Raw genomic sequence first — 12403 nt, 5'->3', positions numbered from 1 at the left:
ACCATGAGAAAACTATTGGGCGGATTTTACTTAATGTGTTCGGCAATTGTATTTTTTATACTCATGCTTATTGTTTGCCCCTTTATCCTGATCAGTACAGGTATTTTTAAAGAGAGAACAGGAAGAAAAATCGCTTTCTATTTTTTAAAATTCTGGGCATGGAGTTTTAGTCTTTTCACTTTTTTATGGTTTGCTGCCGGTGGAGAGAAAATTGATACCTCGCGGGCTTACATCTATGTTGGCAATCACAGTTCGTTTTTAGATGCTGTTGCCATTGTAATCTGCATTCCACAGGCTTTTAGTCCGCTGGGGAAGATAGAAATGCTTAAAATTCCTGTATTTGGATGGATTTACAGGCGTTTGGTTGTGATGATTGACCGAAGCAGCAGAGAAAGCCGCGACCATTCTGTAGCCGAACTGAGAAAAGATTTAGCCGATGGTCAATCCATATTGATTTTCCCGGAAGGCACGATGAATAAATCAGATCAACTTTTAAACCCGTTTTACGATGGCGCATTCCGTTTGGCGATAGAAACTCAAACACCCATTTTACCTTTTGCCATTTTAAATAGTAAAATCCATTTACCAAGAACAGATCCGCTGATGCTTAACCCAGGAATAATTAGAACCGTATTTGGAGAAGCCATTGAAGTGAAGGGTTTGGTTGCAGAAGATTTGGAAGAATTGAAGGAAAAAGCTTTTAATGCCATTTTGACCTTGTTAAAAAAGTAGCATAATGTGCATTTTATTAGGAAATGAAGGCTCCGACACTTTTGGGCTAAATCAATCCTGCTGTCCATTTTATCCCGATGGAAGAATCGGGATGCTCACTCCCATCAGGTTTAGGAACAAGGGTTCTGCACCTTGCAGGTAACAGGCCTTGCCAAAAGCTAGCCAACATGTACATAAACCCGATAGAGCGGAATAGCCCGGAGCGCAGCGAGGACTATAAGCGAAAGCGGGTCTACAGCTTCCGAAGAAATACTGAACTTTGGTTTTCTAAATGTTAAGGTATTTTATGCCGGTATGCTACAACTCTGACTCCTTGCCCATTATTATTTTTCCTTTCCGCTTAAAACCCTATCTTTGCGCATGATAAAATCCATGACAGGATACGGCTTAGCAACAGCCGATTATGCAAATGCAAAGTATAGTGTCGAAATCAAATCGCTCAACAGTAAATTCCTGGAGCTGAATTTAAAATATCCTAAAGCTTTTTCTGATAAAGAGTTAATTCTGCGCAACATCTGCAGTAAAGACATCGAAAGAGGAAAGGTAAGTTTAAGTATCAATATAGAACGCACCAATGGTGAAGTTACAGGCGCCACCATCAATACTGCACTATTAAGTCACTATTACAAGCAGCTTATTGCTGTTAACAACGAACTGGGCGCTGACAGCAGTAACTTATTGCAAACCGCATTAACTTTTCCTGATGTAATCAGTTACAAGGAAGAAAGTGTGAGTGAAGATGAGTGGAACCATTTATTCGAGATTTTCAATTCGGCTTTGGCCAACTTCAATAAATTCAGGGAAGATGAAGGTGCTGTTTTAAAGGCGGATTTAGAGTTGAGAATTAAAAACATTCTTTCTTATTTCAAATCTGTTGAGGAGCTGGAACCTAAAAGGATTAGTGCAATCCGCGATAAATTTACCCAGTTTTTGGATGATGCGGTAGGCAAAGTAAATATTGATCAGAACCGTTTCGAACAGGAACTGATTTATTACATCGATAAAATTGATATTACGGAAGAAAAAACACGTTTAAAAAGCCATTGCGATTATTTCTTGCAAACTTTAGCTAGCAAAGAAGCAAACGGTAAAAAAATGGGTTTCATTTCTCAGGAAATAGGAAGAGAAATTAATACCATGGGCGCTAAGGCAAACGATGCCCAGATGCAACAGTTTGTTGTAGGTATGAAAGAAGAATTAGAAAAGATAAAAGAACAGTTACTGAATGTGTTGTAGCGTTAGGCGGCAAGCGATAAGCGCTTAACGCCAGACGCCCAATCGCAAAACTTTTAAAAATGCAAGGCAAATTAATCATATTTTCAGCACCATCAGGAGCAGGTAAAACCACTATAGTACATCATTTATTAACGAAATTTCCTGAGCTAAGCTTTTCTATTTCTGCAACCACCCGCGAATTGAGAGGCGCTGAAACACATGAAAACGATTACTATTTTATTAGTAAGGAAGAGTTTTTACACAAAGTTGCCCGCCAGGAGTTTGTGGAGTTTGAAGAAGTTTATAACGGAACTTTTTATGGCACCTTACGCTCCGAGATCGAGCGCATCTGGAACGATGGCAAACATGTTATTTTCGATATTGATGTAGAAGGCGGTATCCGTTTGAAAAGAAAATACGAAGAAGATGCTTTGGCCATTTTTGTTCAGCCACCATCTTTAGATGTTTTAAAAGAACGTTTAAGTGGCCGCGGGACAGATAGTCCTGAAAAATTACAGGAACGTTTTATCAAAGCTGAAAAAGAATTGCTTTATGCAGATAAGTTTGATGTGATTTTAAAAAATTACGATCTGGCTACAGCTTGCGCAGAAGCGGAGCAATTGGTAGGAGATTTTTTAAAAAGTTAGCAGTTTATAGTTTCCAATTTTCAGTTTTGGATGTATAAGAAGTTATTCAATAAATATAAAATCAATTTATGGGCGATTTTTCTGATTTATTAGTTTATAAAAAGTCATTTGAATTGGCCATGGATATTTTTGAAATCAGTAAGACCTTTCCTAAGGATGAAACGTATTCACTAACTGATCAGATAAGAAGATCATCCCGATCTACAAATATTTGCTTAGTAGAAGCCTACAGAAAACGTAGATATAGAGCTCACTTCATCAGTAAACTTTCAGATAGTGACATGGAAAATAGTGAAACCAAAGGCTGGCTAAAGTTTGCATTCGAATGTAAATACCTTGCCATAAACCATTATGAGAAATTAACATTACAAAGCGACGAAGTTGGGAAATTGTTAAATCACATGATAAATTTTCCGGAGAAGTATGGTGTTCTTTAAAGAATTGTCAATTAGCGTGATCCAACTGAAAACAGCCAACTGTTAACTGAAAACTAAAAAAATGTCAGCTGTAAACTATAAACTGAAAACTGGTCTTTTCTTCGGTTCATATAACCCCATCCATACCGGACATTTAATTATTGCCAACTATATGGCGAACCATACCGAGCTTGATGAAGTATGGTTGGTAGTTTCTCCACATAATCCCTTAAAAGACAAAAGTGGTTTAACCAACATGTATGATCGTTTGGAAATGGCCAAACTGGCTACAGAAAATGCCGAACATATCCGTGTGAGTGATATTGAGTTTGCATTGCCGCAGCCATCGTACACCATCGATACCTTAACCTATCTTCATGAGAAATATCCTGAAAAGGAATTTGTGCTGATTATGGGTGCCGATAATTTGGTATCGTTCAAAAAATGGAAAAACTACGAGGTGCTTTTAAAAAACTACCAGATTTACGTTTACCCAAGACCTGAAGCAAATGTGAACGAGTGGGAAAATCATCCTTCCATCACTTTTACCAAAACCCCTTTAATGGAAATTTCGTCAACTTTTATCCGCAGAGCCATTAAAGAGAAAAAGAATGTTCAGTTTTTCCTGCCCGACAAAGTGGTCGATTTTATTGAAGGCAAAGGGATGTACAAATAACACAATACCCTATAAATTTTACTATTAATAAAGCAAGAGATTTACAACATATTGTATTAAATCGATTACTTGGATTGGTTTTTGTTTAATTCGCCTTTTGATTATTAATTTAGCGCCAGCTGATACAACAAAACACGTGAGAAAAAACTTATTTATATTTATTGCCCTTTGTGGCACCGCATTTTCTGCAAGTGCACAACAAAAAACTTATTTAGAATTATTGGCCAATCAACCCAAATGGGTCGATTCGGTTTTCAACAAACTTAATCGTAGAGAGCGTATTGCGCAGATGTTCTTTGTTAGAGCGCATACCAACCTGGGTAAAAAATATACCGATTCAGTTGGTCAGGTAATTAAAAAAGAGCAGTTGGGCGGAGTTATCTTTTTTCAGGGAGGTCCCGGCCGACAAGCTTTAGCCACTAATGCCTATCAAAAATTAAGCAGGATACCATTAATTGTAGCCAACGATGGAGAATGGGGTTTAGGAATGCGTTTAGACAGCACCATTGCTTATCCTTATCAAATGGCGCTTGGCGCAATCCAAAACAAAGAGCTGTTGTATAAAATGGGTTTAGAAATAGCCAAAGATTATAAGCGCATGGGTATGCAAATGAATTTGGCACCCGATGCTGACATCAATAACAACCCCAAGAATCCGGTTATCAATTACCGCTCTTTCGGAGAAAACAAATACAATGTAGCAAGCAAGGTTGCCGCTTATATGAAAGGCATGCAAGATGGCGGTTTATTAACCACATTGAAGCACTTCCCTGGTCATGGCGATACCGATGTTGATTCGCATTACGATTTGCCTCAACTTACTTTCTCTGCTACACGTTTGGATACTTTAGAAATGTATCCTTTCAAGGAGCTGATTAAACAAGGTGCCTCTGGAGTAATGATTGCGCACATGAACATTCCCTCGTTAGATAATACTCCAAATTTACCTTCTACGCTTTCCAAGCCGATTGTTACAGGCATTTTAAAACAGAAATTAGGTTTTAAAGGATTGATCATTTCGGATGCAATGGATATGAAAGGTGTGGTAAAATACTTTAAAGATGGCGAAGCTGATTTAATGGGCATTATTGCGGGTAACGATATCATAGAACTTTCAGAAAATAGTGATAGGGCGATTAAACTGGTGCGTAAGGCCGTAAGGCAAGACCGTGTGAGCATGGCCGAAATCGATCAAAGCGTACGTAAAATATTAACCGCAAAATACTGGGCTGGTTTAGCCAAGCGCGATACCATTGTAACCCAAGGCATTATTGCCGGGGTTAACCGCAATGCGAGCAATGCTTTAGTACAGGAGTTGGCCAATGCATCGGTTACTTTGCTAAAAGGTAAAGATTATATTAAACGCCTTATTCCGATCAGAAGAACAGCCATTATCAGTATTGGTGTACCTTCAGTTACCACTTTCCAAAAAGAGATTTCGAAAGGTTATTATAATTCAGTTTATTATGTGTTGGATAAGGATGCAACTGCCACACAGATTTCGAACATTGCCCGCGAAATCGGCGCATTTGATCAGGTGATTGTGGGTATTCATGATAGCCGTGCCAGACCAGCAAACAATATCCCATTAAATGCAGGTGTAAAGAATTTTATTAAAGAATTATCAGCCAAAAATGCGGTCTTCGCTTTGTTTGCAAACCCTTATAACCTGGCAGGTTTATCCGGACTGGAAAACAGTAAAGGTTTGGTTGTGGCGTACCAAAAAGAAGATTACATGCAAATTTCAGCTGCTGCTGTAATCAATAACCGTATGGTGCCTACAGGCAAGTTACCAGTGAGTGTGGCTCCGTTTTATAAGTTCGGAGATGGGTTGTAGTTGTTGACACCAAGGCACAAAGAATTATTGTTTGTCATTCTGAGCGCAGCGAAGAATCTTATAAAAGCAGTTTTTAGCCAAGGAAACACAGATTTGCACAGAGCATTTTCTCACTGGTCTTGAGCTTTGCTATTTTAGCTTTTCCTAAAACAATTTCCCATTCAAAACGATTATCTAATAATAAATCTTAATGTTATGATAGATCCTGAAGATGACAATTATTCGAATGATCCGAACGATGCTTTACGCAGAGAGGATGATGTAGAAAATATCAATGAAATTAGTGGTGATGACACCAACATTGAGCACGATAAAGATCTGCTCGAGCAAGCCGACGAAGCATCAAGAGCCTCTTACGAGTTAAACCTCGACGATGAGGACGACGATTTAGACGATTAAAAAGAAAGCCGTCCTGATGTAAAAATCGAGACGGCTTTCTTATTTTTTTAGGATTCGGTTATTGTCGTTAGGCCTTAAACCTTACACCCTCTACCTTAAACCTCTATTTGGCCTTAGGTTTATAAGTTTCAGGATTAACCGCGGTTGTTGTCCATCCTTTTAAAAACGAGGTGATTTTCTTTACATCATGTCCGACTTTCTTTTTACCGTTAGCGCCAATTTCTTCTGTTTCTAAGTAAGAGGAGTTTTCGATGTGTAATACTTTCCCTTTCCCATCAAGAATTAAAAATACCGGAAAGCCAAAACGCTGAGGGTAACCTAAACTAGCCAAAACACTTTCGTTTTTGTTTTCAGGACTGTAATTAACCAGAACGGTTTCAAAATTATCGTTAATGTATTTTTTTAGCGTTGCTGTGCTGTCAACCAGATTATGGAAGGCAATACACCAGCTGCACCAGTTCCCGCCAACCTGTAGCAAAACATGTTTATTTTCTTTGGCAGCTTTTGCAACCGCAACAGCAATTTCAGCTTTAGCGTCCGCTTGAGGGTTATAGATATGAACGCCTTCTTTTTTCGCCTGACTAAACGCCGCTGTCGAAATCAATACAGCCGTTAATAAAATGACTAATTTTTTCATGATTTTTTTGAATAATAATTAAGCAAATTTAATAAAGTATAGTGTTATAATGAATTATTCGCGAGTTCTTTACAGTGGGAACATAGTCCATAGTCCATAGTCCATAGTCCATAGTCCATAGTCCATAGTCCATAGTCCATAGTCCATAGTCCATAAAATGGATTTGAATTTGGAAAGAAGGTTTAATTGATTTTAAAATAAGTTTGCCATCATACATCTTACGTTCCACATCATCCATCAATATATTATCTTTGATAACAATGGATTTTTTAGACATACATACCCATCAAACTGCTACTCAACCTGGGGTAATTAGCATTCAAAGCCTATCGTTAACCAGCGATGTCTTTTTAGCAATGCCTAAAACAAAGCCAATTTCGGTTGGCTTACACCCATGGTTTGCCAAAATTGATCACTTGGAGCTCCAAATGAAGTATTTAACTGTTGTGGCTAATCAACCCAATGTGAAACAGATCGGCGAATGCGGATTAGATCGGCTAAGGGGCGAAAATCTGGAAAACCAGACCATAATCTTAGAAAAACAAATCGAATTGGCAGAAAAAATTAATAAACCATTGATTTTGCATTGTGTCAAATGTTTTCCAGAATTAATTGCAATTAAAGACCGGTTAAAAGTTAAAGTGCCCATGGTTATTCACGGCTTTAATAAAAATGAAGAACTTGGCAAACAACTGTTGGATAAAGGATTTCTACTTTCTTTTGGTTTGGCTGCGTTGAAGGAAAACTCAGGTGCGGCAAAACTGATTCAAAGTACCAATAACTTCTTCCTGGAAACAGATGATGCTGATGTTTCGATTGAAGAGATTTACCAGGCCGCAGCCATTTTAAAAAAATGTACAGTTGATGAACTTAAAGCTCGTATTTTTGCTGACTGGAACAATTTAAAAAGTTAACCACTGGGACGGAAACCACGGAGAAAATATTTTCATGTTATCCGTGTCTCCGTGGCAAAAATATAGTAAAAAACTACCCACAGATTAGTACAGATACACACAGATTAAAAATCCAAAATCTGTGTTCATCCTTTTCATCTGTGGTTAAATATAAAAAATTGATATGTCTGATGTTACCTGGCTTTCGCGCTCTGCCCTACTTGTTGGAAACGACGGAATAGAAAAACTCCAATCGAAACATGTTCTGGTGATCGGTCTAGGTGGAGTGGGTTCTTTTGCTGCCGAATTTATCTGCCGTTCTGGAATTGGCGAAATGACCATTGTGGATGGCGATGTGGTTGATCCAACCAACAGGAATAGGCAGCTGCCTGCTTTGGCTACCAATCATGGTGTGAGTAAAGCCGCAATTATGCAAGAGCGTTTATTGGCCATAAACCCCGAATTAAAGCTTCATGTGGTGAATACCTTTCTTAGCCCGGAGAAATGCAGGGAAATTTTAGAATCGGGTTTCGATTATATTATGGATTGCATCGATAGTGTAATGCCAAAAATCACTTTGTTAGGAACTGCATTAGAAAAGAACATTCCTATAGTGAGTTCGATGGGTGCAGGTGGTAAAATGGATCCCACCAGAATAAGGATTACGTTGCTCCCTGATACTTATCAGTGCGTTTTTGCCAGTTATGTTCGGAAAAGATTGAATAAACTCTCCAATGCCAGTAAAATCAAAGCTGTTTTCTCCACAGAGGAGATGGATAAAAATTCGATGATCATGACTGATGGAAGCAATTTCAAACGCTCTGCTTATGGTACAGTTTCTTATCTGCCCGCAGCATTTGGTGGCGCATGTGCATCGGTAGTGATCCGCGATCTGCTTGGTCTTCCCATAGAAATGGCCGAACGCCCTGCAAGGATCAGCCATAAAACACTCAATAAAAGAAAAAGTAAAAAAGCTTAATCCCTATGAAATGTTGATATCATGATTTCGGGAAAATTTTAAATTGTTGTAAGTTAGGGTAAGGTTAAAACTAAATCAAAATAGCGAACATACTTAACCACCCCGCCCTGCGGGCACCCCTCCAAAGGAGGGGAATGAAACCCAAAGCAAAAAAATGCAAAGGAAAACTCACACACCTGCCGATTTAGGCACCCAGAATTCCCCTCTCCCAGAGGGGTGTCCGAAGGACGGGGTGTTAAAAAACATTTTGCAAAAAGAAATTGTAGTAAATGGGATCACTTTAACTACAACACCAATTACTGATTTACCTTATCAACCTCGGTTAAAAGAAAGGGCAAAAGCCCTTCGTCAAGCTGGCAATTTACCAGAAGTATTATTTTGGATGCAGGTAACTAAAAAACGCTTTCATAAAATTGATTTTGACAGGCAGCGTATAATTGGCAATTATATAGTTGATTTTTATATCAAACACCTAGGTTTGGTAATTGAAATTGATGGCTGTAGCCATGATGACAAACAGGCTTACGATAAATTAAGGGAAGATTATTTAATCTCACTGGGATTAAAAATATATCGTATTACTGTTGATGATATAATGAAAAAAATGGATTTTGTAATCATGGGTTTAGAAGAATATATCATAGCAGAATATGGGGTTAAATCAACCTAATATTAAATTAAAAGCACTAATTAAACCACCCCGCCCTGCGGGCACCTCCCGATTTACAATCGGGAGGAATTAAAAAAACGATATGCCCCAACCACTTAAAATTCTTCAAGCCTCCGCTGGTTCAGGTAAAACGTTCAGTCTTACTGCACATTACCTTACGCTGCTTTTTAGTGGCGAGAATAAATACCGCGAAATTTTAGCGGTAACCTTTACCAATAAGGCAACGGAGGAAATGAAAACCAGGATCCTTGAAGTGCTACTTGGGCTGGCAAAGGGCAGTCCATCGAAAAAAATTGAAGATTACAGAAAACTGATCTTATTGGCTTACCCGGCACTAAGCGCTGAGGAGTTACAGTTTAAAGCAGATAAGATCTATCGTAAAATTTTGCATGATTATAGCCGCTTTTCGGTAAGCACCATTGATGGTTTTGTGCAAAAAGTAATCCGCGGTTTTGCTTTCGAGTTGGGACTAAATGCCGATTATAATTTAGAAATGAATTATGATAAGGTTAAAGATGACCTTGTAAACAAACTCGACGAAGCCTTAGACCACAACAAACAGCTTCTACAATGGATCATCGATCTTGCCATAGAACGCATCAGCGATAACAAAAGCTGGAATTATAAATTCGAGCTTTATAATTTAATTGGAGAGATATTTTCTGAGCGTTTCCAGATTTTTGAAGATGCGGTAAGCGCACTTGGGTTAGAAAACATCGATGAATTATTTAACAAATATATCAGTATTACCAAAGCAGAAATTAAAAACTTTGAAGAGGAGCTGATTGCATTAGCTACCGAAGCGAACGAAGCCATGAACGTAATCGGCGTAGAAACCGAGCACCTCAAAGGGAAATCGCGCAGTCCGCTTGCTAAAATCATCCTGGTTGCCAGAGGCGATTTTTCTAAGATAGAACCGCTTTTCAATTTAATTGACGAACCCGATGAGTGGTTTCAAAAAAATGTAAATTTCCCTGAGGCTTACGATACGGTAAATCCTATCCTACAGAAATTAAAAACGCATTATTTAGCACATTTACCAAATTACAGTCTCGCCATCGCTTTTAATAAGAACCTTTATTATTTAAGGTTGATGCAGGAAATTGCCGTGTTACTGAAACAATACCGGGCTGAAAATGACAACCTGCTCATCAGCGATGCCCAAAAACTGATCTCAGGTATTACCGAAGATGCAGGCGATAACCCTTCTTTTATCTGGGAAAAAGTAGGCAATCGTTACCGCAACTTTTTGTTCGACGAATTTCAGGATACCTCCACCAGCCAATGGGGAAGTTTTAAATCGCTCTTAACAAACGCAATGGCTACGCCTAGTCAGGATTTAATTGATCACCTGATTGTTGGCGATACCAAACAATCTATTTACCGCTGGCGCAATGGCGATTGGAACATCCTGCATAAACATGCCAAGCTGGATGTTGGCGCAGAAAATGTATTGGAAGAAAGTTTGGAAGAAAATTACAGAAGTGCGGAGAACATCATCACTTTCAACAATTTCCTTTACAAGGCTATCCCACTGACGCTGCAGAATGAGCTGAACGAAAACCTGGCTACCAAACCAGAAAGTATTTCTTCGTGGTGGCAACAGCAGCATTACCAACACATTATTACTGATATTTATAGAGGTTCGACCCAGAACTTTGCCACCAATACCTTAAAAGGTGGAACCATAAAGATTAAAAAGTTCGGTAAAGATCATGCACCGAATGAAGCGCGGTTTACGGAAACTGTTTTCAGGGATATTGCTTTAGACGATATCCTTGAAGAAATAAACAACCTCAAAAACGAACAGCAATATGCACTAAAAGATATTGCCATTTTGGTTCGTTCAAACAGCGAAGCCTTACTGACCGTTAAAAAATTAATGGGGCATAACTTACCGGTTTTATCGGGCGATGCTTTATTAATTTCGAACAACTCGGCCATACAGCTCATCATTAATACCTTGAAGTTGCTCATCGGTTTAGAATCGCAAACGGCATTATATAAAGCCAATTGTATTGCGCTGTATCATTCCCTGCACGATAAAGAGATCAATGCCAATCATTACCTGAACCTTAACAATAAGCCTTTAAATACACTCACAGAAGTTTTACCTGTAGCTTTGTGCGAGAACTGGCAAAGCTGGTTACAACTTCCATTGCCTGAACTTGTTGAAATTTTAATTGAAAGTTATAGTTTAAAAAACCTGACCGCTAATTTGCCATATCTATTGGCTTTTAGAGATTTAACTGCTTCTGCTGGTAAGCTTGGCGAAAAAGGAATTATTTCATTTTTAACCTGGTGGGAAGAAGATGGTATCAAAAAATCATTACCCTCGCCCGAAGGTGCCGATGCAATACAGATTATTACCATCCACAAATCTAAAGGATTGGCCTTTAGAGCTGTTTTTGTCCCATTCTGCAACTGGGAAATTAAGGGCAAACCCAATGGCACTTTTTGGGTATCCTCAGAAGAAACGGTTTACAAAGAGTTAAAAGGGATTCCATTAAAATACAACGAAGCACTGGCCGATTCGGCAATTGCAAAAGCATATTATGAGGAATTACTTTATAACAACATGGATGCCCTGAATATGCTTTATGTGGCTACTACACGCTCAAAAGATTTTTTGTACATCGCCACGATGGCAAAAAAGGAGCTAAAGCTCTCCAATATGGGTGATGTAATTAACTTCACTTTTGATGAGCAGTTTGATGAAAATGGAGTGTACGAAATTGTTGATTATGTAACTGTTGGAAGTAAATCAGAGGATTCGAACTTTATCAATTTAAAAAGTTACCCAACCACTACCCGATTATCAGAGCTTTATATCCCTTCTGAAGACAAACATCTAAAGCATTTAGTCAACATCGAAAAATCAGGAAGAAAAGGTTCCTTATTACATGATATTTTGGCCAGTGCCAGTACCGAAAAAGAGGTGAGTGATTATAGCGCCAATCTGGTTCTGCAGGGCATTATCAAAGAGGAAGAAAAGCAGAAATTAATCGATTCAGCACTTGAGGTATTAAACAATCCCGAACTTAAGGCCATTTTGAGTAAAGCGAGCGAAAACATTGTAGAGAAAAATATCATTGATGCCCATGGAAAACTCCACCGTCCGGATCGAGTTTTGATTAATGCAGATGAAGTAATTATTCTTGATTATAAATTTACGCTGGAAGAAAGTGATAAACACATCGAGCAGGTAAATAATTACAGAATATTACTTACTGAAATGGGTTATCAGAACATTAAAACCTATCTTTTTTACGCAGTTAAAGGCAAGTTGAAATTAGTATAAT

The 12403-nt window shown here is 38.5% G+C and carries 12 protein-coding genes; 11 read left to right on the top strand and 1 reads right to left on the bottom strand.

Annotated elements, in window-relative coordinates:
• The first annotated feature begins 3 nt into the window (after positions 1-3).
• The 7 genes from QF042_RS03710 (at position 4) to QF042_RS03680 (ending at position 5922) form a co-directional block, all read left to right on the top strand.
• Positions 4-732: a 1-acyl-sn-glycerol-3-phosphate acyltransferase gene (locus QF042_RS03710; RefSeq protein ID WP_307525460.1), complete on the top strand. Its 729-nt coding sequence runs from the start codon at positions 4-6 to the stop codon at positions 730-732.
• A gap of 372 nt (positions 733-1104) precedes the next feature.
• Positions 1105-1968, top strand: a complete 864-nt coding sequence (locus tag QF042_RS03705; protein ID WP_307533252.1) for a YicC/YloC family endoribonuclease — start codon at positions 1105-1107, stop codon at positions 1966-1968.
• 59 nt (positions 1969-2027) lie between these two features.
• Complete coding sequence (gene gmk / locus QF042_RS03700) at positions 2028-2594, top strand: guanylate kinase (RefSeq protein ID WP_086548056.1); 567 nt, start codon at positions 2028-2030, stop codon at positions 2592-2594.
• A gap of 68 nt (positions 2595-2662) precedes the next feature.
• Positions 2663-3031, top strand: a complete 369-nt coding sequence (locus tag QF042_RS03695; protein ID WP_307525456.1) for a four helix bundle protein — start codon at positions 2663-2665, stop codon at positions 3029-3031.
• A 61-nt stretch (positions 3032-3092) separates the two neighbouring features.
• Complete coding sequence (gene nadD, locus QF042_RS03690) at positions 3093-3686, top strand: nicotinate (nicotinamide) nucleotide adenylyltransferase (RefSeq protein WP_307525454.1); 594 nt, start codon at positions 3093-3095, stop codon at positions 3684-3686.
• 136 nt (positions 3687-3822) lie between these two features.
• Positions 3823-5523, top strand: coding sequence for a glycoside hydrolase family 3 protein (locus tag QF042_RS03685; RefSeq protein WP_307525452.1), 1701 nt, complete (start codon positions 3823-3825; stop codon positions 5521-5523).
• 195 nt (positions 5524-5718) lie between these two features.
• Positions 5719-5922: a hypothetical protein gene (locus tag QF042_RS03680; protein WP_307525450.1), complete on the top strand. Its 204-nt coding sequence runs from the start codon at positions 5719-5721 to the stop codon at positions 5920-5922.
• 103 nt (positions 5923-6025) lie between these two features.
• On the opposite strand, the gene QF042_RS03675 is transcribed toward QF042_RS03680, so the two are convergent.
• Complete coding sequence (locus tag QF042_RS03675) at positions 6026-6559, bottom strand: thioredoxin family protein (RefSeq protein WP_307525448.1); 534 nt, start codon at positions 6557-6559, stop codon at positions 6026-6028.
• A gap of 260 nt (positions 6560-6819) precedes the next feature.
• Between QF042_RS03675 and QF042_RS03670 the strand changes: the two genes are divergently transcribed.
• The 4 genes from QF042_RS03670 (at position 6820) to QF042_RS03655 (ending at position 12402) form a co-directional block, all read left to right on the top strand.
• Complete coding sequence (locus tag QF042_RS03670; RefSeq protein WP_307525446.1) at positions 6820-7473, top strand: TatD family hydrolase; 654 nt, start codon at positions 6820-6822, stop codon at positions 7471-7473.
• Positions 7474-7636: 163 nt separating this feature from the next.
• Positions 7637-8431: a tRNA threonylcarbamoyladenosine dehydratase gene (locus tag QF042_RS03665; protein WP_307525445.1), complete on the top strand. Its 795-nt coding sequence runs from the start codon at positions 7637-7639 to the stop codon at positions 8429-8431.
• A gap of 247 nt (positions 8432-8678) precedes the next feature.
• The gene (locus QF042_RS03660) at positions 8679-9101 is read left to right on the top strand and encodes an endonuclease domain-containing protein (protein ID WP_307525443.1); all 423 of its coding nucleotides are present in this window, start codon (positions 8679-8681) and stop codon (positions 9099-9101) included.
• A gap of 82 nt (positions 9102-9183) precedes the next feature.
• Entirely contained in the window at positions 9184-12402 is a 3219-nt protein-coding gene (locus QF042_RS03655) for an exodeoxyribonuclease V subunit beta (RefSeq protein WP_307525441.1), read from the top strand.
• The last annotated feature ends 1 nt before the right edge of the window (position 12403 follow it).

The organism is Pedobacter sp. W3I1 (assembly GCF_030816015.1).
Taxonomy (GTDB): domain Bacteria; phylum Bacteroidota; class Bacteroidia; order Sphingobacteriales; family Sphingobacteriaceae; genus Pedobacter.
Note: the sequence above shows the minus strand (reverse complement) of the source record. Positions and strands in the feature narration are given on the sequence as shown.

What these genes read in the sequence shown, in the direction of transcription:
- QF042_RS03710 (WP_307525460.1), top strand. Translation starts at nt 4, where the DNA reads ATGAGAAAACTATTGGGCGGATTTTACTTAATGTGTTCGGCAATTGTA.
- QF042_RS03705 (WP_307533252.1), top strand. Translation starts at nt 1,105, where the DNA reads ATGACAGGATACGGCTTAGCAACAGCCGATTATGCAAATGCAAAGTAT.
- gmk (WP_086548056.1), top strand. Translation starts at nt 2,028, where the DNA reads ATGCAAGGCAAATTAATCATATTTTCAGCACCATCAGGAGCAGGTAAA.
- QF042_RS03695 (WP_307525456.1), top strand. Translation starts at nt 2,663, where the DNA reads ATGGGCGATTTTTCTGATTTATTAGTTTATAAAAAGTCATTTGAATTG.
- nadD (WP_307525454.1), top strand. Translation starts at nt 3,093, where the DNA reads ATGTCAGCTGTAAACTATAAACTGAAAACTGGTCTTTTCTTCGGTTCA.
- QF042_RS03680 (WP_307525450.1), top strand. Translation starts at nt 5,719, where the DNA reads ATGATAGATCCTGAAGATGACAATTATTCGAATGATCCGAACGATGCT.
- QF042_RS03675 (WP_307525448.1), bottom strand. Translation starts at nt 6,559, where the DNA reads ATGAAAAAATTAGTCATTTTATTAACGGCTGTATTGATTTCGACAGCG.
- QF042_RS03670 (WP_307525446.1), top strand. Translation starts at nt 6,820, where the DNA reads ATGGATTTTTTAGACATACATACCCATCAAACTGCTACTCAACCTGGG.
- QF042_RS03665 (WP_307525445.1), top strand. Translation starts at nt 7,637, where the DNA reads ATGTCTGATGTTACCTGGCTTTCGCGCTCTGCCCTACTTGTTGGAAAC.
- QF042_RS03655 (WP_307525441.1), top strand. Translation starts at nt 9,184, where the DNA reads ATGCCCCAACCACTTAAAATTCTTCAAGCCTCCGCTGGTTCAGGTAAA.